This is a genomic window from Alicycliphilus denitrificans K601, assembly GCF_000204645.1.
Taxonomy (GTDB): Bacteria; Pseudomonadota; Gammaproteobacteria; order Burkholderiales; family Burkholderiaceae_C; genus Alicycliphilus; species Alicycliphilus denitrificans.
The window spans coordinates 1432967-1452351 of sequence record NC_015422.1 but is presented as its reverse complement, the minus strand read 5'-3'; the positions used below and the strand labels follow the sequence as shown (position 1 = coordinate 1452351).

Genomic DNA, 19385 nt, shown 5'->3' with positions numbered 1-19385 from the left:
CCCATGCCCATCGACTGGATCGATAAGCTGCGGCACCTGCTGCAGACCCTGGCCTTCTGCCTGGCGGTCGCGGCCATCCAGTACGCCTTCCGGCCCGAGCAGCCCTACGGCGTGCCGCTCGCGTACTCGCTGTGCATCGGCGTGCTGTGCTGGGCGTTCATCGACATCGGGCGCCACCTGCTCGCGTCGAGCGCCGGCACCGGCTGGCCCGCCGGCTGGCGCGGCATGGCGCTGCCCGCCTGCGGCATCGCCCTGGGCTTCGTGCTGGGCTCGCTGCTGGCCGACGCATGGACGGGCCATTCCACCTGGAGCGGCGCGCACCTGCGCACCTCCATCGGCATCACGCTGCTCGCGGGCACGGCGGCCACCTACTGGTTCCACACCCGGGGAAAGAGCGCCTGGCTGCAGGCGCGCATGGCCGATGCGCAAGGCCGGGCCGCCGAGGCGCGCCTGAAGCTGCTGGAAACGCAGCTGGAGCCGCACATGCTGTTCAACACGCTGGCCAACCTGCGCGTGCTCATCGCCAGCGACCCGGCGCGCGCCCAGGCCATGCTGGACCACCTGATCGCCTATCTGCGCGCCACGCTGGGCGCATCGCGCAGCGCGCTGCACCCGCTGTCGGAGGAGTTCGCGCGCCTGGCCGACTACCTCGCGCTGATCGCCGTGCGCATGGGGCCGCGCCTGCAGTACCGGCTGGACCTGCCGGATGCGCTGCGCGACGTGCCGGTGCCGCCGCTGCTGCTGCAACCGCTGGCGGAGAACGCCATCCGCCACGGGCTGGAGCCGCAGGTGGCGGGCGGCAGCGTGGCCGTGCAGGCCCGGCTGCTGAAGGACGGCGCGCGCCTGCAGCTGAGCGTGCACGACACGGGCGCCGGCCCCGGCGCAGAGGCAGGAAACGACGGCACCCGGTTCGGCCTGCAGCAGGTGCGCGAGCGCCTGGCCACGCTGTACGGTAGCGCGGCCACTCTTGAATTGATAGCTTCCAGCGCTGGTGGTACAAGCGCTATCGTCACTTTTCCCTTGAAACATGCAACCGACCGCCCTGATCGCCGAGGATGAGCCGCTGCTGGCCGCCGCGCTGCAGCAGGAACTGGCCCGCGCCTGGCCCGGGCTTGCCATCGCCGCCACGGTGGGCGACGGCCTGTCGGCCGTGCGCGAGGCGCTGCGCCTCATGCCCGACGTGATGTTCTTCGACATCCGCATGCCGGGCCAGAGCGGCCTGGACGCCGCCGTGGAGCTGGCTGACGCCTGGGACACCGGCGCGCGGCCCTTCCCCGCACTGGTCTTCGTCACCGCCTACGACCAGTACGCCGTGCAAGCTTTCGAGGCGCAGGCCGTGGACTACCTGCTCAAGCCCGTGCAGCCCGGGCGGCTGGACAGGACGGTGCACAAGCTGCGCCAGGCGCTGCAGCAGCGCGCATCGCCCGCGCTGGAGCAGACGCTGGCCCAGCTGCGCGAACTGGTGCAGGCGCCGGGCGTGGGGGGCGCCGCGCCCTCGCCCGCGGCCCCGCGCCTGGACGTGATCCAGGCCGGCAGCGGCGCGCAGATCCACTTCGTTCCCGTGGCCGAGGTGCTGTACTTCGAGGCCGCCGACAAGTACGTGCGCGTGCTCACCGCCGAGCACGAATACCTGATCCGCACCCCGCTCAAGGAACTGGCCGCGCAGCTCGACCCCGCCGCGTTCTGGCAGGTGCACCGCGGCACGCTGGTGCGTGCCGACGCCATCGCCGCCGCCGTGCGCGATGAGGCCGGCCGCCTGCACCTGCAGCTGCGGGGCCGGCCCGAGCGGCTGGCCGTGAGCCGGCTGTATGCGCACCGGTTCAAGGGAATGTAGGCCTGGCGCTTCCGATTCCATAGCTGCCAGCGCTCATCGGGTAAGCTGTGAAGCCCGAAAACACCCCGATCGGCGCTGGTCGTGGGAAACTCGCACCGGATACCGCCGCGCCCCTCGGCATGAGGGGCTTGCCAGAACCTCCATAAGAAAACATGACAAGCACCACCACCACGCCCATGGGCGACCTCTCCGCCGTGCTGCCCGAGAAGGTTCAGAGCAGCAACATCTGGCGCCTGTCCGTCGCCCAGGCGCTGGCGGGCGCGAACTCGGTGGTGGTCTACGCCACGGGCGCCATCGTCGGCAACATGCTGGCCCCCACGCCGATGCTGGCCACGCTGCCCGTCTCCATCTTCGTCGTGGGCATGGCCGCGTGCACCCTGCCCGTGGGCGCCATCGCCCGGCGGTTCGGGCGGCGCACCGCCTTCCTGGCGGGCACCGGCGCGGGCGTGCTCACAGGCCTGCTGGCCATGCTGGCCATCATCCAGGGCTGGTTCTGGCTGTTCTGCCTGGCGACCTTCTTCGGCGGCAGCTACGCGGCCGTGGTGCTGTCGTTCCGCTTCGCGGCGGCCGACGGCGTGGCGCCGGCCCGGCGGCCGCGGGCGCTGTCGCTCGTGATGGCCGGGGGCGTGGCCGCCGGCGTGGTGGGGCCGCAGCTGGTGACCTGGACCATGGACCTGTGGCCGCCCCACATGTTCGCGGCCACCTTCCTCGTGCAGGCGGCGGTGGCGGCGGTCTCGGCCCTCATCCTGCTGGGGGTGCACCTGCCGATGCCGACCGCGCAGGAGATCGCCGGCGGCCGGCCGCTGGCCGAGATCGCGCGCCAGCCGCGCTTCGTCGCCGCGGCCATCGGCGGCGCCGTGTCCTATCTGCTGATGAACTTCCTCATGACGTCCGCGCCGCTGGCGATGCGCATCTGCGGACATTCGCAGGAGTCCGCCAACCTGGGCCTGCAGTGGCACGTGATCGCGATGTACGCGCCCAGCTTCTTCACGGGCCACCTGATTGCGCGCTTCGGCGCGGGGCGCATGGCCATCGTGGGCCTGCTGCTGACCGGGCTTTCCGCCGCCGTCGGGCTGGGAGGCATCGACGTGGCGCATTTCTGGGCCACGCTGGTCCTGCTGGGGCTGGGCTGGAACTTCGGGTTCCTCGGCGCGTCCGCGCTGGTGCTGGAGTGCCACCGGCCCGAGGAAAGGACGCGCGTGCAGTCGCTCAACGACTTCATCGTGTTCGGCCTGATGGCCATCGGCTCGTTCCTGTCCGGCAGCCTGCTGTCGGCCTATGGCTGGAACGCGGTGCTCTGGGTCTCTTTCGTCCCGCTCGTCCTGGCCGTCGTGGCGCTGGCAGCGGCGATGGCGAGGAGCGCGGCCCAGGCCCGCGCGTGACCCGCGTTCAGGTAGTCTTGCGGGCATGACGTCCGCCCCCGATGCCCCCGTCCTTGCGCCGCGCGCGGCGCTGGCGATGCTGGTGGCGCTGACCTCGGGCTTCGCGCTCAGCTCGGCGTTCCGCACCGTGGCCGCCATCCTGGCGGCGCCGCTGCAGGCGGACTTCGCGCTCTCGCCCCAGGCGCTGGGGGTGTTCGCGGCGACCTTCCATTTCACCTTCGGGGCCATGCAGCTCTTCATGGGCATAGGCATAGACCTGTACGGCGTGCGCCGCACGATCCTGGCCGCGTTCCCGCTGTGCATCGCGGGCGCGCTGCTGTCGGCGCTGGCGCCGGGCCTGGGCCTGCTGGTGCTGGGGCAGGCGCTGATCGGCGTGGGCTGCGCGCCCGCCTTCCTGGTGTGCACGGTGTTCATCGCGCGGCATTTCGCGCCGCAGCGCTTCGCGGCCATGTCGGGCATGGCCATGGCGCTGGGCACGCTGGGCATGCTGTTCACGGGCACGCCGCTGGCGTGGCTGGTGCAGCAGTGGTCGTGGCGCGCGGGCTTCGCGGTGCTGGCGCTCATGGCGCTGTTGGCCTGGCTGTGGATGTGGCGCAGCGTGCGCGAGCCCGCGCGCAGCCCCGCGCACGACGCGCCGCGCGAATCCGTGCGCGAGGCGGTGCTGCGCTTCGCCGCGCTGTTCACGCTGGCGCACACCTGGGGCATCGTGGCGCTGGGCGCCGTGACCTATGCCGCCCTGATCTCCCTGCGCGGGCTCTGGCTGGGGCCCATGCTGATCGAGCGCCACGGCTTCTCGCTGGTGCAAAGCGGCAACGTGGCGCTGGCGCTCTCGGTGGTGGCGCTGTGCGGGCCCATGCTGTTCGGCCGCATAGACCCCGGCCCGGCCGTGCGGCGGCGCTGGATACTGACCTGCACGCTGCTGCTGGCGCTGCTCTTCGCGGCCATGGCGCTGCTGCACTCCGCCTGGGTGGACGTGGCGTGCATGCTGCTCACCGGCCTGCTGTCGGGCTTCATCGTGTTGCAGTACGCCGACGTGCGCGTGGCCTACCCGGCGGCGCTCACGGGCCGGGCCATGGCGGTGTTCACCATGGCCATGTTCCTGGGCGTGGCCGCCATGCAGTGGTTCACGGGGCTGGTGGCGTCGCTGGCCCAGGAGCGCGGCATGGACCCGTTCGTGGCGGTGCTGGGCTGCATCGCGGCGCTGCTGGTGCTGGGGGCGGGCGCGTTCTGGCTGTTGCCGAATCCCCCTTCGGATGGGGTTTGAAGCCATATTGGCTTCCAGCGCCCGTTTAGCAAGGGCTGCCAGCTATCGAAATCAAAGCAGGCTGGCGCTGGACCCGTCGCCGCGGTAGAGCCAGGGCACGTCCAGCAGGCGCTCGCCCAGCAGGCGCAGCGCCAGGTCGCGCCCCCAGCGCACGGGGCCCGTGGCGTGGAAGATGCGGCCGTTGCGGCGCGAGCGTTCCTGCACGCGCGCGTTGCGCTGCCAGCGGTTGAGCGCGTAGCGGGTGAGGCGCAGCGGCACCTCCAGGTCGTGCATGGCCAGGGCGCGCTGCAGCTCGGCCGCGTCCTCGATGGCCATGCCGGCGCCTTGCGCCAGGTAGGGCCGCATGGGGTGGGCCGCGTCGCCCAGCAGCGCGACCAGGCCGCGCGCCATCTCGTGCGGGCCGGCGACGGGCGCTCGGTCGAGCAGCGGCCACAGGCGCCAGCCGCCGCCGGCCTGGGGCACGGCGCGGATCAGGTCCTGCAGCGGCGCGCAGGTGCGGGCCAGCGCGGCCTCCAGGTCGGCGGCGTTGGCGCCGTGGTCCCAGGATTCGAGGTCGGCCGGCGGGCGGCCGTGGCGTATGGCCACCACGTTGAGCAGTTCGCCGCGGCGCAGCGGGTACTGCACCACGTGCAGGCGCGGGCCCAGCCAGGCCGTGACGTCGCCCGAGCGCAGCGCCTGGGGCAGCTGGTCCTGGCGCACCACGGCGCGGTAGGCCAGGTGGCCCGAGGCGCGCGTGGGCGCCTCGCCCAGCAGACGCGCGCGCGTGCCGCTGCGCAGCCCGTCGGCGCCTATCAGGGCGTCGCCCTCCACCTCGACGAGTCGGCCATCGACATGCGCCAGGCGCACGGTGACGGCGCCGCCCTCCTGCGCATGCTCCTGCACGGACAGCCCCAGGTTCAGGTGCACCCCGGGCAGATCGCGCACGGCGGCCAGCAGCAGGCCGTGCAGGTCGGCCCGGTGGATGGTGGCGTAGGCCGCGCCGTAGCGCTCTATGGCGCGCGCGCCCAAGGGCAGCGCGGCCAGCTCGGCACCGGTCAGCGCGCTGCGCACCCGCAGCCGCTCGGGGAAGGCCGCCACCGCCTGCAGCGCGCCCTGCAGGCCCCAGGCCTGCAGGCGCCGCACCACGTTGGGGCCGATCTGCACGCCCGCGCCGATCTCGGTGAACGCGCTTGCGCGCTCGAACAGCCGCACCTCCCAGCCCGCGCGCGCGCTGCCCAGCGCCGCGGCCAGGCCCCCGATGCCGCCGCCGGCAATCAAGACTTGTTTTTGCATGCCCCGATTGTCGGCCTCCTCGTCAAGCCAGGAGCTGGCGCAGCACGAAGGGCAGGATGCCGCCGGCGCGGTAGTAGTCCACCTCGATGGGGGTGTCGATGCGCAGCGTGGCCGCCACTTCCTGGCGCGAGCCGTCGGCGCGGTGGATCACGATCCGCGCCTCGCTCTGCGGCGCGAGGGCGGCGTCGGGCAGCACGTCGATGACCTCGTCGCCCCTGAGCCCCAGGCTCTCCCACGAGTCGCCCGCGCGCAGCTGCAGCGGCAGCACGCCCATGCCGACGAGGTTGGAGCGGTGGATGCGCTCGAAGCTCTTGGCCACCACGGCCTTGATGCCCAAGAGCTGCGTACCCTTGGCCGCCCAGTCGCGGCTGGAGCCGGTGCCGTATTCCTCGCCCGCGAAGATCACCGTGGGCGTCCCGCCCGCCATGTACTGCATGGCGGCGTCGAAGATGGGCATCTTGCTGCCGCGCTGCGGCCCCTCGCCCTGGTACAGGGTCAGGCCACCCTCCTCGCGCGAGCCATCGGCCAGCGGCGGAATCATCAGGTTCTTGATGCGCACGTTGGCGAAGGTGCCGCGCATCATCACCTCGTGGTTGCCGCGGCGCGCGCCGTAGCTGTTGAAGTCGGGCTTGGCCACGCCGTGCTGCAGCAGCCACTGGCCGGCGGGCGAGCTTTCCTTGATCGAGCCGGCGGGCGAGATGTGGTCCGTGGTGATCGAGTCGCCGAACAGGGCCATGATGCGCGCGCCGCGCACGGCCACATCGCCATTCTGGCCTGCAGCGCCTGCCCCTCCTGCGCCTGCAGCTCCCTTATCGAGAGCGAAATCGGCGAAGAACGGCGGCTCGGCGATGTAGGTGCTGGGCGGCCAGGCGTAGACGTTGCCGCTCACGCCGTGCACCTTATCCCACAGCGCGCCCGGCTCGGCCCTGACCTTGGCGTAGTTCTCGCGGAAGGCCTTGCCGTTCATGGCGTGCCGCATGAGGGCGTGGATCTCCTCGGCACTGGGCCAGATGTCGCCCAGGTACACGTCGCGCCCGCCCTTGCCCTTGCCCACGGGCTCGGTCATCAGGTCCGTGAGCACGGTGCCCGCGATGGCGTAGGCCACCACCAGCGGCGGGCTGGCCAGGAAGTTGGCCTTGATGTTGGGGTGGATGCGCGCCTCGAAGTTGCGGTTGCCCGAGAGCACGGCCGCGCACACCAGGTCGTTCTTCGTGATCGCCTCGTTGAGCTCGGCCGTCAGGTCGCCCGCGTTGCCGATGCAGGTGGTGCAGCCGTAGCCGGCGACGGCGAAGCCGAGCTTCTCCAGGTAGGGCAGCAGGCCCGTTTCGGTGAGGTATTCGGTCACGATGCGCGAGCCCGGCGCGAGCGATGTCTTGATGTGCGGCTGCACCTTCAGCCCCGCCTCGACGGCCTTTTTGGCCAGCAGGCCCGCGGCCAGCAGCACGCTGGGGTTGGAGGTGTTGGTGCAACTCGTGATGGCCGCGATCAGCACGTCGCCGCTGCCCACCGTGGGGCTTTCGCCATCGGGCGCGTGGTGCATGGGCGCGTCCACGTGCTGGACCGCGAGCCGCGGCTTGTTGTGCACCATCTCGGCCTCGAAGCGCGGCGTGCCTTCGGGCGCCGGGGGCTCATCGGGAACGGCCTGGTCGGCGCGGCGCGGCAGGGCGTGGCGCTCGTGCAGGCGCCCGGCCGGCAGGTTGAAGCCCGACTCCGACACGGGCTTGGAGAACAGGCTGGTGAACTGCTGCTTGACCTTGCCCAGGTCGATGCGGTCCTGCGGGCGCTTGGGGCCGGCCAGGCTGGGCGTGACGTCGCCCAGGTCCAGGCGCACGACCTGCGAGTAGTCGATCTCGCCCGCGCGCGGGATGCCGAACAGGCCCTGCGCCTTGAAGTACGCCTCCAGGGCCTCGATCTCGGCCTCGCTGCGCCCCGTGCCGCGCAGGTAGTCGATGGTCTTCTCATCGACCGTGAAGAAGCCCATGGTGGCGCCGTACTCGGGCGCCATGTTGCCGATGGTGGCGCGGTCGGGCACCGACAGCGTGCGCGTGCCCTCGCCGAAGAACTCCACGAACTTGCCCACCACCTTGGCCTTGCGCAGCAGCTCGGTCACGGTGAGCACCAGGTCGGTGGCCGTCACGCCCTCGCGCAGCCGGCCCGTGAGCTCCAGCCCCACCACGTCCGGCGTGAGGAAGTACACCGGCTGGCCCAGCATCGCCGCCTCGGCCTCGATGCCGCCCACGCCCCAGCCCACCACGCCGATGCCGTTGATCATGGTCGTGTGGCTGTCGGTGCCCACCAGCGTGTCGGGGTAGTACACGCCGTCCGCCCCCTGGTGCACGCCGCGCGCCAAGTACTCCAGGTTCACCTGGTGCACGATGCCGAAGCCCGGCGGCACGACGCCGAAGGTGCGATAAGCCTGCATGCCCCATTTCATGAACTCGTAGCGCTCGCGGTTGCGCTGGAATTCGAGCTTCATGTTGAGTTGAAGCGCCTGCTTGCTGCCGTAGTAGTCCACCATGATGGAGTGGTCCACCACCAGGTCCACGGGCACCAGGGGCTCGACCTTCTTCGGGTCGCGGCCCAGGCGCTCGGCCACGCTGCGCATGGCGGCCAGGTCGGCCAGCAGCGGCACACCCGTGAAATCCTGCAGCACCACGCGCGCGACCACGAATGGAATCTCGTCCTTGCGCGGCGCCGTGGCGCCCCAGTTGGCCAGCTGCGCCACATGCTCGGCCGTGACCTTGCGCCCGTCGCAGTTGCGCAGCACGGATTCGAGCACGATACGAATGGACACCGGCAGACGACCCACCCCCGGGTACTTGCGCGCCAGCGCCGGCAGCGAATAGAACTTGCCCTTTTTGCCCGAGGCCATGGTGAAGGTCTTGAGCGTGGAAGCAAAGGCATGAACTCTGGTGGTGGAAGCGGTCATACAGTGACTCCAGTGAGTGGGGCGACAAAGGCCCATTCTGGCAGTCCCTCCGCGATAACGCCAATGCCCGGGCAATACCTTCCACCCGTGCCGAGGTCATCGCGGGTTCACCCGCCCGCCGTTCAAGGGATATTGCGGCGCACGCCATACCCGCCCACCCATTCGCCACGGTTTGCAGCGGCCAGCAAAAAGCCCGCCGAAGCGGGCCTTGCGTGATCTGGGCGATCACTGCGCTCTATACCGGCCGCGGCGCGGGCCGATAATAGCGCCATTCAAATAGCGAACTTCTCGCGGTCCTCGTTTTGAATCCACTTGGGCGCCTTGCCACGGCCCGTCCACGTCTGGCCCGTCACGGGATCACGGTATTTGGGCGCCACCTTCACGCCGCTGGTAGCAGACGTGCGGCCGGTGCGCCCCGTGGGGAATACGTCCTGCTGCGTCAAACCATACTCGGCCACCAGTTCGCGCACCTGCGCAACGGCCGTCGCCAGTTCGCGGCGGCGGGCCTCGTTAATCTGCTGTTCAAGGGCCTCGCGTTGCTTCAGCAATTCTTTGTAGCTTGCGTTCATAGCGGTATATCGGGTGGTTGAAAATTAATGAGCAGGGCGATTATAAGGAAACAATCGAATCACCGTTAAAGTCCATGCTCAATTCATGGAGCCGCCTTGTAACAGACTATGGTTCCCGATCCCGGTCCGCTCCCGGATTTTTCACCTTGCTTCACCGGCATCTCCGAAAACACCGTGAATCGACGTGCCTGATTCAACCTGTTACTAATGAAAACCCGCTGCGGCGGGGCTGCCGGATTCACGCGGCAGGCGCCAGGACCGGGCGCGGCGCGAGACAATCGCGGTTTTCCACCACCACTACCAACGACAAAAACATGGCTCTTTATTGCGTGGGCGATATCCAGGGCTGCGACGAAGCCTTCGGGCGCCTGCTTTCCACCATTGGTTTCTCTCCCAGCCGCGACACCGTCTACCTGCTGGGCGACCTGGTCAACCGCGGCCCCGGCTCGGCCGCGGTGCTGCGCCGCTGCATGCGGCTGGGCGACAGCGTGCGCGCACTGCTGGGCAACCACGACCTGCACCTGCTGGCCACGGCCCATGGCGTGCGCCCGCCCTCGCGCCGCGACACGCTGCAAGACGTCCTGCAGGCGCCCGACAGGCAGGCCCTGCTCGACTGGCTGCGCCAGCAACCCCTGGCGCGGCGCGTGCGCCACGGCGGCACCGACCTGCTGATGGTGCACGCGGGCGTGCTGCCGCAATGGTCCGCAGACGACGTGCTGGCGCTTGCGGACGAGGTGCACGCCATGCTGCGCGGCCCGGCGCTCCCGGACTTCCTGCGGGAGATGTACGGCAACAGCCCGGACCAGTGGGACGCGGGCCTGCAGGGGGCGGACCGCCTGCGCATCATCGTCAACGCGCTCACGCGGCTGCGCTTCTGCACGCCCGAGGGGCGCATGGACTTCGAGAGCACCGAGAGCGCCGCGCATGCGCCCGCCGGGCTGCTGCCCTGGTTCGATGCGCCGGGCCGGCGCACCAGCGGCACGCTGATCGCCTTCGGCCACTGGTCCACGCTGGGCTGGATCAGCCGGCCCGACATACAGGGGCTGGACACGGGCTGCGTCTGGGGCGGCGCCTTGAGCGCCGTGCGCTTCGGCGCCACGCTGGCCGAGCGCGAGCACTGCAAGGTGCAGTGCGCGCAGCAGCAGCGGCCCGGGGAATAGGTCGCTATCAAAAGCAAAGCTGCCAGCGCTTTCCACGGGCCGATTCCATGGTAGAAACCACCTGGAATCGGCTTACAAAAAGCGCTGGCAGCTATCGTTTTCTAGATGCTGACGGGCTTGAGCGCCTCTGCCATGGCGTCCGATCGCCACAGCACGCCATCGGCGCCGGCGGCCAGCACGGCCACGCCGGGGTGGCGCGCGCTCCAGGCCGGCACGGCTGCCATGCCCTGCACCATGAGCGCCGTACCCCAGCCGTTGACGGCACGCACGTCGCGCGCGAGCAGCGCCACGCCGTGCACGCCCGTGGTGGGCCAGCCGGTGTGGGGATCGAGCACATGGTGCAGGCGCCGGCCCTGGTGCACGAAGCCGCGCTCGTAGTCGCCCGAGGACGCGACTACGCCGAAGCCCTCGACCTCGATCGCGCCCAGCAGCCTGTCGGGCGCGCGCGGATCGCGCACCCCCACGCGCCAGGGACGGCCCTGCAGGCGGCCGCTGGCGAGCACGTCGCCGCCGCCATTGACGAGCGCATTGGCGACGCCCTCGCGTTCGAGCACGCGCAGGCCCGCCGCCAGGATGGGCAGCTTGGCGATGCCGCCCAGATCGAGCGCCATGCCGCGCCCGGCCAGGTAGGCCGTGCCCGCGCGCTCATCGAGTTGCAGCTGGCGCGCGTCCACGTGGCGCAGCGCCGCGGCGATCTCGGCCGACGCGGGCATGGACTGCCGGCCGGGCTCGAAATGCCAGCCCGACAGCGCACCCACGGTGGGGTCGAACGCGCCCGCGCTCTCGCGCCAGACCCGCTGGGCGCTCGCCAGCACGTCCATGACCTCGGGAGGCACGGCCACCGGGTGGCGCCCGGCCGCCTGTCCGATGCGCCGCACCACGCTGTCCTCGCGGTAGCGGCTCAGCGATGCCTCCAGACGCTGCATCTCCTCGAAGGCCAGGCCGATCGCGGCCTGCAGCTGCCGGGCATCGCCGCCGTCGGCGACGATGTCCACGCGCGTGCCCATGAGGTTGCGGCTCGCGCGCTGCGGCCCCGCGGCCCGCGCCATGCCCGCAGGGGCCCAGGCCACGGCGCCCAGCAGGGGCAGCGCCAGGGCGAAGCGCCGCCGCGACAGCCGTCCGCCTTGCCATCCGTTGTTCATGGCGCGCACTCCCTCCTTGTCAGATCGACTGGTCGGCCATGAAGTCCACGGCGGCCTTCACGTCCTCGTCGCTCATCGACGCATTGCCGCCGCGCGCGGGCATCTGGCCCTTGGCGCCGGTGAAGCCCTCGAGCGCGTGCTTGTAGAGCGTCTCCTTGCCCTGGGCGATGCGCGGGCCCCAGTCGGCCTTGTCGCCGGGCTTGGGCGCGCCGGCCACGCCGGCGGCGTGGCACATGGCGCAGGTCTTGCCGTACGCGCTCTTGCCGGCGGTGTTCTCCGCAACCGGCGCGGCGGGTGCCGGAGCAGCGGCCGGTGCTTCTGCCGCCGGCGCGGGTGCGGGTGCCGGCGCGGATGCCGGCGCCTCGCTCTTGCCGCAGGCGGCAAGCACCAGGGCGGCGGCGGCCAGCGCCATCGTGAGGGATGTCTTGTTCATCGAGAAAGCCTTTCTTTTGTAGTCCAGACGTCCAAAGCCAGGGGCATCGCAGCTCGCGCTCCATGCGACGAGCCTGCCCTCTGGCATGGGGCGCCAGTTTGGTAGTTTCCAGAATAGCTTGGTTGATGTAAATCAACATCCAAACAAACATTTGAAGTGAACATTTGTCTGCCCCCGCCAAAGGGGGCGATCCGCATTCACACCCCACCAGACTCCCTACCGCCGCCATGGACACCCTACGATCCCTGAACCGCCTGCGCTGGTGGATCGCCGCGTGGTTCATCTTCAGCCTGGGCGCGACGCTGGCCTCCCCGCTGGTGCAGCCCCGCAGCATGGAGCTGGTCTGTTCCGCCGGCAGCGGCGCCACCCTGGTGGTGCATGCCAAGACCGGCAACGCCGTGCTCGACACGCTGGGCATGGATTGCGGGCTGTGCCTGCTGGGCAGCGCGCCGCCGCAGCCCGCCGCGCACGCCCAGCCTGCCCTGCCAATCGTTCACTCCCAGCCCGCGCCGCCACCCGAGGCGCCGGCCATCGCTCCCATGGCCGCGCCGCCGCCGGCGCGCGGCCCACCATCGTTTTCCGTTTAACACACCCTGAAAGAGGACCTCATGAGCAAGAAAGAAGACCTGGGCACCGAAACCGTCGGCATGGGCCGGCGCCGTTTCATCAACACCGCCGCGCTGGCGGGCCTGACGGTAGGCGTCGCTGCTTGCAACGACAAACCCGCCGCGTCCCCGGCGGCATCGGGCACCCCCGCCTCCGCGCCCGCACCGGCCGCGCATGCCGGCAGCGGCGCGAACGTGCACCTCAAGCCCGGTGAGCTCGACACCTACTACGGCCTGTGGAGCGGCGGCCACAACGGCGACGTGCGCGTGCTGGGCCTGCCTTCGGGCCGCGAGATCCACCGCATTCCCTGCTTCGTGCCCGACGCGCTCGTGGGCTGGGGCATCACCAACGAATCCAAGGCCGTCATGGGCACCAAGCCCGACGGCAACCTGCGCTACACGGTGGCCGACACCCACCACCTGCATGCCTCGTACAAGGACGGCAATTACGACGGTCGCTACGCCTGGGTCAACGACAAGATCAATGCCCGCATCGCACGCATCCGCCTGGACTACTTCGTCTGCGACAAGATCACCGACCTGCCCAACGTGCAGGGCTTCCACGGCATCTTCCCTGACAAGGCCGACCCGGTCGATCCCGCGATCAACTACACGACGCGCGTGTTCTGCGGCGGCGAGTTCGCCATTCCCCTGCCCAACGACGGCAAGGACGTGAATGCTCCCGAGAAGTACCGCTCGCTGTTCACCTGCGTGGACGCCGAGACCATGGAAGTGCGCTGGCAGGTGCTGATCGACGGCAACTGCGACCTGGTCGCCACCTCGTACGATGGCAAGCTCGCGGCCACCAACCAGTACAACACCGAGAACGGCATCCACTACGAGGACATGATGTCCGCCGAGCGCGACGCCTGCCTGTTCTTCAACGTGGCGCGCATCGAGGAGGCCGTGAAGGCCGGCAAGTTCAAGACCTATGGCAACAAGGTGCCCGTAGTGGACGGCACGCACGAGGCCAACAAGGACCCGAAGACGGCCCTGGTCGCCTACGTCAGCGTTCCGAAGAACCCGCACGGCGTGAACGCCAGCCCCGACGGCAAGTACTTCATCTGCGCCGGCAAGCTCTCGCCCACCACCACGACCATCGAGCTCGCCAAGGTGCTGGACTGGTTCGACGGCAAGATGGAGAAGCTCGACGACGCCATCGTCGCCGAGGTCGAAGTGGGCCTGGGCCCCTTGCACACCGCCTTCGACGGCCGCGGCAACGCCTACACCACGCTGTTCCTGGACAGCCAGATCGTCAAGTGGAACGTGGAGAAGGCCATCGCCTTCCACAAGGGCGACAAGAACGCCAAGTACGTGGTGGACCGCATCGACGTGCACTACCAGCCCGGCCACATCAACGCATCGCAGTCCGAGACCAAGGCCGCCGACGGCAAGTTCCTGGCCGTGGGCTGCAAGTTCTCCAAGGACCGCTTCCTGCCCGTGGGCCCGCTGCACCCCGAGAACGAGCAACTGATCGACATCTCGGGCGAGAAGATGGTGCTGCTGGCCGACCACCCGGTGCGCGGCGAACCGCACGACTTCATCATCTTCAAGCGCGACCTCCTCAAGCCCAAGCAGGTGTACGAGCTGGACGAGTTCCCGCTGGCCGTCAAGGACGCCAAGGAATCAGGCGTGTTCCGCAACGGCAAGAAGGTCACCGTCAAGCTCACCTCGCAGGCGCCGGCCTTCAGCATGCGCGAGTTCACCGTGAAGAAGGGCGACGAGGTCACGCTGATCCTGACCAACCTGGACAAGATCGAGGACCTGACGCACGGCTTCGCCCTGCCCAAGTACAACATCCAGTTCGTCATCAACCCGCTGGAGACCAAGTCGGTCACCTTCGTGGCCGACAAGCCTGGCGTGTTCTGGGCTTACTGCTCCACGTTCTGCCATGCGCTGCACCTTGAGATGCGCACGCGCATGATCGTCGAGGCCTGATAGGCCCCCCGGGCAGGTGCTGCGCTTGCCGCAGCCCTGCCTTTTTTTATCTGGACAAGTGTGATGTTTTCCCTCGGTCAACGGTTCGCAGCCTTCTGTTTCGCCCTGTTCATGGCATTGGCCCTGCAGGCGCCCCGCGCCCACGCCGGCGCCTACGAGGCCGAGCTGCCCGCCAACCTGGCAAGCACGCCCGACATGTGCTCGCTGCTGCCGTGTACCGAGGTCTTTCCGGGCGCAACGCATTTCTCCGAGCGCAAGGGCCAGCCACCCTACGTCGAGGCCTACGACAACGACTCGGCCCAGAAGAAGCTGCTGGGCTACGTGATGTTGTCCACCGACATCACCGACACGCCCGCCTACTCGGGCAAGCCGGTGGTGACCCTCATCGGCATGGACACGAAAGGCCATTTCGTCGGCCTGAAGGTGCTCAAGCATTCCGAGCCCATCCTGCTGCTGGGCATCCCGGAATCGGCCCTCATCAATTTCAACAACCAGTACGTCGGCAAGTCGGTGACCGACACCATCGAGGTCGGCCCCTCGCGCCCCGACGAGAACGTGACCGGCGTGGACGCCATCTCGGGCGCCACCGTCACCGTCGTCGCGCAGAACCAGGTGGTCATGACCTCGGGCGCCGCCGTCGCGCGCCAGACCGGCATCATCGCGCCCACGGTGCGTGAGCCCGCAAAGTTCGCCACCACCGGCCAGAAATACGACTGGGCGCAGCTCGTGAAGATGGGCGCGGTGCAGCAGCTGCTCGTCAAGCCCGAGCAGGTCGGCCTGCCGCGCGGCCCCGAGCCCTTCATCGAGCTGTGGTTCGGCGACCTGAACCAGCCCGACATCGGCCGCAGCGTGCTGGGCGACAACGCGTTCGACAGCCTGCGCTCGCGCCTCAAGGAGGGCGAGAACGCGCTGTTCGTCATCAAGACCGCGGGCCAGGAGTCCTTCAAGGGCTCGGGCTTCGTGCGCGGCGGCATCTTCGACCGCGTGCAGGTCAAGCAGGGCGCGGACTCCTTCACCTTCCGCGATCTGGATTCGTACAACCTCTACGGCCTGGAGGCCGGGGGCGCGCCGCGCTACACCGAGTCGGCCATCTTCATCATCCGCTCGCCCTCGTTCTCCGCGGCCTATCCCTGGAAGCTGGCCTTCCTGGGCAACCGCGTGGACCGCGCCACTGGGCACCGCAGCTTCGCCGTGTTCGAGTCCAAGTACTGGCTGCCCGCCAGCAGCCTCGAAGGCGGCCGCCCCAAGGTCGAGGAACCCGCCGCCCCCTGGGTGCGCATCTGGAAGTCGCAGGCCCTGCCCATCAGCCTGTTCGGCCTGCTGCTGGTGGCCGTCACGGTGGTCTACGCTCTGCGCGAGAGGCTCACCCGGCTGTCCACGCACAAGAACAAGTGGCCGGTCAACGGCTTCAAGTACACGTTCTGGGCGCTCAGCATCTTCTGGATCGGCTTCGGCTACATGGCCCAGCCCTCCATCACCCAGGTGCTGACCTGGTTCCACTCGCTGCTGTTCCAGTGGACCTGGTCGCTGTTCCTGTCCGATCCGTTCATCTTCCTGTTCTGGATCTTCATCATCGTCACCGTGTTCCTGTTCGGCCGCGGCCTGTTCTGCGGCTGGATGTGCCCGTTCGGCTCGCTGCAGGAGGCGATCTTCAAGATCGCCAAGGCCATCGGCCTCAAGCGCTTCCAAACGGCGCTGCCGCAGAAATGGCATGACCGCCTGAAGTGGGTCAAGTACGCCGTGTTCTTCTTCCTGCTCACGGTGTCCATGTTCTCCATGGGCCTGGCGGAGAAGCTGGCCGAGGTCGAGCCCTTCAAGACCACCTTCCTGGTCGGCGTGATGAACCGCGCCTGGCCCTACGGCCTGTTCGTGGCCGCCATCCTGGGCGTGTCCATCTTCATCGAGCGGCCCTACTGCAAGTACATCTGCCCGCTGGGTGCGTCGCTGGCCATGCCCAGCACCTTCCGCTGGTTCGGCCTCAAGCGCAAGCAGGATTGCAACAGCTGCAAGGCCTGCGCCGTGGGCTGCGGCGCCCAGGCCATCGACGCCGACGGCCGCATCGACCACCGCGAGTGCCTGCACTGCCTGGACTGCATGATCCTGTACACCGACACCAAGGGCTGCCCGCCCCTGGCCAAGGAGCGCAAGCGCCGCGAGAAGGACGGCCTGGAGATCACGCCCATCGGCAAGAACGGCTACTTCATCCCGATCCACCCGGCCAAGGTGGAGGACCAGATCTCGCCCAAGGCCAAGGACGGCGTCGACCCGCGCATGCCCACCGACCGCACCCTGCCCGCGCACAAGGAAGACGTGGGCCTGCTGCAGTGGCTGTGGCTGGAGCTGCGCGACCACCTGTGGCCCTGGAGCCGCGAGGGCTGGCACAGCCAGAGGGCGCTGCAGATCGCCGGCCTGGCGCTGGCCATTGCCGCCACCATCGCCTGGGTGCAGGCCGCCCTGGGCCACCTGTCCTCGGGCGCTATCATCGGCTGGTGGTTCGGCTGGAGCGTGTACGAGGTGTTGATCCGCCTGTCCGGCCGCCGCTATGTGAAGGATGGCCCCTGGTGGCGCGACCAGTACCGCGTCGCCGGCGTGATGGACATGATGAGCTACGTGGGATTCAAGAACCTGATGATTGGCGCTGCGCTGTTCCTGGTGCTCAAGACCCTGGGCTGGCTCATCGCATGACCTCCCTGTCCCACTTAGGTGCGGCCCTGGCGCTGTGCATCGCCGGGGCCTGCCAGGCAGCCACCCTGAGCGTGCGCCCCGGCGACGACCTGGCCGCCGCGGTGGCCAAGGCCCGGCCAGGCGACGTGATCGAGGTGGCGCGCGGCCAGTACCGCGCCAACCTGCTGATCGACAAGCCCCTGACCCTGCGCGGCCTGGACCGCCCTACCATCAGCGGCGGCAACCAGGGCGACACCATCCGCGTCACCGCCCCCGACGTGGTGATAGAGGGCCTGATCGTGCGCGACTCGGGCGACGACCTCAAGGACCAGAACGCCGGCATCTACCTCTACCCCGGCGCGCACCGCGCCATCGTGCGCCGCTGCGACCTGACCTACAACCTGTTCGGGCTGTGGATAGAGAAGGCCGACGACGTGCTCATAGAGCACAACACCATCACCGGCAAGCGCGAATACGCCTCGCCCCAGCGCGGCAACGGCGTGCAGCTGTACAACACCAAGGGCGCGAAGATCCTGGGCAACGACATCAGCTTCGTGCGCGACGCGCTGTACGTGGACGTGTCGCACCACGCCGTGTTCCGCGGCAACCGGCTGCACCACAGCCGCTACGGCACGCACTACATGAACTCCTACTACAACCTGTGGGAGGACAACGACACGTACTACAACCGCGGCGGCCTGGCGCTCATGGAGGTGCGCAACCAGGAGGTGCGGGGCAACCGCGCCTGGGGCAATTCGGACCACGGCATCATGCTGCGCACGCTGCAGGACTCGGTGATCGAGGGCAACGTCGTGGCCGGAAACAACCGGGGCTTCTTCATCTACGACGTGGAGTACATCAAGCTCAACGACAACCTGGTCGTGGACAACACCGTGGGCGTGCACCTGTCGGCGGGCTCCACGCGCAACGAGGTGGAGGGTAACGACTTCATCGCCAACCGCGAGCAGGTGCGCTACGTGGGTGCGCGCGACGAGCGCTGGGGCACCAGGCGCGGCAACTACTGGAGCAACTACCTGGGCTGGGACCGCAACGGCGATGGCATGGGCGACGTGCAGTACGAGGCCAACGACATGGTGGACCGTCTGACTTGGCGCCACCCCAGCATCAAGCTGCTGCTGGCCAGCCCCGCCGTGCAAGCGCTGCGCCTGGTGGGCCAGCAGTTTCCCGTTCTGCGCGTGCCCTCGGTGGTGGACCCCCACCCGCGCATGCGCCCCTACCACCAAGACTGGAGTCAATGGCGTGGCAAGCATTTCCCCGGCCAGTGAGCAGATGGCCATCTCCCTGCGCGGCGTGCACAAGCACTTCGGCGCGCTGCATGCCGTCGACGGCGTCGATCTGGACATTCCCCCGGGCGAACTCTTCGGCCTGATCGGCCACAACGGCGCGGGCAAGAGTACGCTGTTCAAGATGATGCTGGGCCTGCTCGCGCCCACCGCGGGCTCCATCCTGGTGGCCGGCACGCCCGTGGGCGGGCGGCACTTCCGCGCCGCGCGCAGGCAGCTCGGCTACCTGCCGGAAAACGTCGTGCTGTACGACAACCTCGACGGCCTGGAGACGCTGCACTTCTTCGCGCGCCTGAAGGGCGCGCCGCTGCAGGACTGCCCGGCCATGCTGGAGAAGGTGGGCCTGGCGCACGCAGGCAAGCGCCCGGTGCGCGAATACTCCAAAGGCATGCGCCAGCGCCTGGGGTTCGCCCAGGCCCTGCTCGGCAAGCCCCGCGTGCTGTTCCTCGACGAGCCCACCAACGGCTTGGACCCCCAGGCGATCCGCGACTTCTACGCCACGCTGCGCGACCTGCAGGCCGGCGGCGTCACCGTCATCATCACCTCGCACATCCTCGCCGAGCTGCAGGAGCGCGTCGACCGCCTGGCCATCCTGGCCTCGGGCCAGGTGCAGGCGGTGGGCAGCGTGCAGGAGCTGCGCGAGCGCACGGGCCTGCCGCTCATCGTGGAGGTGGACATGGCCCCCGAAGACTGCCACGAGGCCCTGCACGCCCTGCTCGCGACCACGGGCGCCAAGCCCGCGCAGACGCCCACGGGCCTGCAGCTGCAGTGCGCGCGCACGCACAAGATGGCCGTGCTCGCCGCCCTCGCCCCCCTGGGCGCGCGCGTGCGCGACCTGCGCCTGCAGGAGCCCTCGCTCGAAGACATGTTCTTCGGTCTTTCCGCCTGA

15 protein-coding genes are annotated in these 19385 nt (G+C 69.3%); 10 read left to right on the top strand and 5 right to left on the bottom strand.

Annotation, left to right across the window (positions count from 1 at the left end; genetic code table 11):
- Positions 1–3 precede the first annotated feature (3 nt).
- From ALIDE2_RS06890 to ALIDE2_RS06875, 4 genes are all read left to right on the top strand, one after another.
- A complete protein-coding gene (locus tag ALIDE2_RS06890; protein ID WP_013721667.1) occupies positions 4–1059 on the top strand; it encodes a sensor histidine kinase in 1056 nt (351 codons plus the stop codon).
- Entirely contained in the window at positions 1028–1834 is an 807-nt protein-coding gene (locus ALIDE2_RS06885) for a LytR/AlgR family response regulator transcription factor (RefSeq protein ID WP_013721666.1), read from the top strand. The genes ALIDE2_RS06890 and ALIDE2_RS06885 overlap by 32 nt, the downstream gene beginning before the upstream one ends.
- A gap of 152 nt (positions 1835–1986) precedes the next feature.
- A complete protein-coding gene (locus tag ALIDE2_RS06880) occupies positions 1987–3216 on the top strand; it encodes an MFS transporter (protein ID WP_373279412.1) in 1230 nt (409 codons plus the stop codon).
- Positions 3217–3241: 25 nt separating this feature from the next.
- Entirely contained in the window at positions 3242–4480 is a 1239-nt protein-coding gene (locus tag ALIDE2_RS06875) for an MFS transporter (protein ID WP_013721665.1), read from the top strand.
- A 51-nt stretch (positions 4481–4531) separates the two neighbouring features.
- On the opposite strand, the gene ALIDE2_RS06870 is transcribed toward ALIDE2_RS06875, so the two are convergent.
- The 3 genes from ALIDE2_RS06870 to ALIDE2_RS06860 all read right to left on the bottom strand — a co-directional run bounded on the left by ALIDE2_RS06870 (position 4532) and on the right by ALIDE2_RS06860 (position 9250).
- Complete coding sequence (locus ALIDE2_RS06870; protein ID WP_013721664.1) at positions 4532–5752, bottom strand: FAD-dependent monooxygenase; 1221 nt, start codon at positions 5750–5752, stop codon at positions 4532–4534.
- Between the two features lie 22 nt (positions 5753–5774).
- The gene (locus ALIDE2_RS06865) at positions 5775–8681 is read right to left on the bottom strand and encodes an aconitate hydratase (protein ID WP_013519878.1); all 2907 of its coding nucleotides are present in this window, start codon (positions 8679–8681) and stop codon (positions 5775–5777) included.
- 272 nt (positions 8682–8953) lie between these two features.
- Positions 8954–9250 (bottom strand): H-NS histone family protein, encoded by a 297-nt coding sequence (locus tag ALIDE2_RS06860; RefSeq protein WP_013519879.1) that lies wholly within the window; start codon positions 9248–9250, stop codon positions 8954–8956.
- 314 nt (positions 9251–9564) lie between these two features.
- Between ALIDE2_RS06860 and ALIDE2_RS06855 the strand changes: the two genes are divergently transcribed.
- A complete protein-coding gene (locus ALIDE2_RS06855; RefSeq protein ID WP_013519880.1) occupies positions 9565–10410 on the top strand; it encodes a symmetrical bis(5'-nucleosyl)-tetraphosphatase in 846 nt (281 codons plus the stop codon).
- A gap of 101 nt (positions 10411–10511) precedes the next feature.
- On the opposite strand, the gene ALIDE2_RS06850 is transcribed toward ALIDE2_RS06855, so the two are convergent.
- Together ALIDE2_RS06850 and ALIDE2_RS06845 are read right to left on the bottom strand one after the other, a co-directional pair.
- Positions 10512–11552: an FAD:protein FMN transferase gene (locus ALIDE2_RS06850; RefSeq protein ID WP_013721663.1), complete on the bottom strand. Its 1041-nt coding sequence runs from the start codon at positions 11550–11552 to the stop codon at positions 10512–10514.
- A 19-nt stretch (positions 11553–11571) separates the two neighbouring features.
- Entirely contained in the window at positions 11572–11985 is a 414-nt protein-coding gene (locus ALIDE2_RS06845; protein WP_013519882.1) for a c-type cytochrome, read from the bottom strand.
- Between the two features lie 227 nt (positions 11986–12212).
- Here ALIDE2_RS06845 and ALIDE2_RS06840 point away from each other — a divergent pair, with 227 nt between their 5' ends.
- The 5 genes from ALIDE2_RS06840 to ALIDE2_RS06820 all read left to right on the top strand — a co-directional run bounded on the left by ALIDE2_RS06840 (position 12213) and on the right by ALIDE2_RS06820 (position 19385).
- Positions 12213–12572, top strand: coding sequence for a hypothetical protein (locus tag ALIDE2_RS06840; protein ID WP_013519883.1), 360 nt, complete (start codon positions 12213–12215; stop codon positions 12570–12572).
- Positions 12573–12593: 21 nt separating this feature from the next.
- A complete protein-coding gene (nosZ, locus tag ALIDE2_RS06835) occupies positions 12594–14528 on the top strand; it encodes a TAT-dependent nitrous-oxide reductase (protein ID WP_013519884.1) in 1935 nt (644 codons plus the stop codon).
- A 63-nt stretch (positions 14529–14591) separates the two neighbouring features.
- Positions 14592–17213: a NosR/NirI family protein gene (locus tag ALIDE2_RS06830; protein ID WP_013721662.1), complete on the top strand. Its 2622-nt coding sequence runs from the start codon at positions 14592–14594 to the stop codon at positions 17211–17213.
- Positions 17210–18478, top strand: coding sequence for a nitrous oxide reductase family maturation protein NosD (locus tag ALIDE2_RS06825; RefSeq protein WP_013519886.1), 1269 nt, complete (start codon positions 17210–17212; stop codon positions 18476–18478). The genes ALIDE2_RS06830 and ALIDE2_RS06825 overlap by 4 nt, the downstream gene beginning before the upstream one ends.
- A 4-nt stretch (positions 18479–18482) precedes the next feature.
- A complete protein-coding gene (locus ALIDE2_RS06820; protein ID WP_202190501.1) occupies positions 18483–19385 on the top strand; it encodes an ABC transporter ATP-binding protein in 903 nt (300 codons plus the stop codon).

Excerpts from the sequence above, each read along its gene's own strand:
- ALIDE2_RS06890 (WP_013721667.1), top strand. The coding sequence starts at position 4 with ATGCCCATCGACTGGATCGATAAGCTGCGGCACCTGCTGCAGACCCTG.
- ALIDE2_RS06885 (WP_013721666.1), top strand. The coding sequence starts at position 1,028 with ATGCAACCGACCGCCCTGATCGCCGAGGATGAGCCGCTGCTGGCCGCC.
- ALIDE2_RS06880 (WP_373279412.1), top strand. The coding sequence starts at position 1,987 with ATGACAAGCACCACCACCACGCCCATGGGCGACCTCTCCGCCGTGCTG.
- ALIDE2_RS06875 (WP_013721665.1), top strand. The coding sequence starts at position 3,242 with ATGACGTCCGCCCCCGATGCCCCCGTCCTTGCGCCGCGCGCGGCGCTG.
- ALIDE2_RS06870 (WP_013721664.1), bottom strand. The coding sequence starts at position 5,752 with ATGCAAAAACAAGTCTTGATTGCCGGCGGCGGCATCGGGGGCCTGGCC.
- ALIDE2_RS06865 (WP_013519878.1), bottom strand. The coding sequence starts at position 8,681 with ATGACCGCTTCCACCACCAGAGTTCATGCCTTTGCTTCCACGCTCAAG.
- ALIDE2_RS06860 (WP_013519879.1), bottom strand. The coding sequence starts at position 9,250 with ATGAACGCAAGCTACAAAGAATTGCTGAAGCAACGCGAGGCCCTTGAA.
- ALIDE2_RS06855 (WP_013519880.1), top strand. The coding sequence starts at position 9,565 with ATGGCTCTTTATTGCGTGGGCGATATCCAGGGCTGCGACGAAGCCTTC.
- ALIDE2_RS06850 (WP_013721663.1), bottom strand. The coding sequence starts at position 11,552 with ATGAACAACGGATGGCAAGGCGGACGGCTGTCGCGGCGGCGCTTCGCC.
- ALIDE2_RS06845 (WP_013519882.1), bottom strand. The coding sequence starts at position 11,985 with ATGAACAAGACATCCCTCACGATGGCGCTGGCCGCCGCCGCCCTGGTG.
- ALIDE2_RS06840 (WP_013519883.1), top strand. The coding sequence starts at position 12,213 with ATGGACACCCTACGATCCCTGAACCGCCTGCGCTGGTGGATCGCCGCG.
- nosZ (WP_013519884.1), top strand. The coding sequence starts at position 12,594 with ATGAGCAAGAAAGAAGACCTGGGCACCGAAACCGTCGGCATGGGCCGG.
- ALIDE2_RS06830 (WP_013721662.1), top strand. The coding sequence starts at position 14,592 with ATGTTTTCCCTCGGTCAACGGTTCGCAGCCTTCTGTTTCGCCCTGTTC.
- ALIDE2_RS06825 (WP_013519886.1), top strand. The coding sequence starts at position 17,210 with ATGACCTCCCTGTCCCACTTAGGTGCGGCCCTGGCGCTGTGCATCGCC.
- ALIDE2_RS06820 (WP_202190501.1), top strand. The coding sequence starts at position 18,483 with ATGGCCATCTCCCTGCGCGGCGTGCACAAGCACTTCGGCGCGCTGCAT.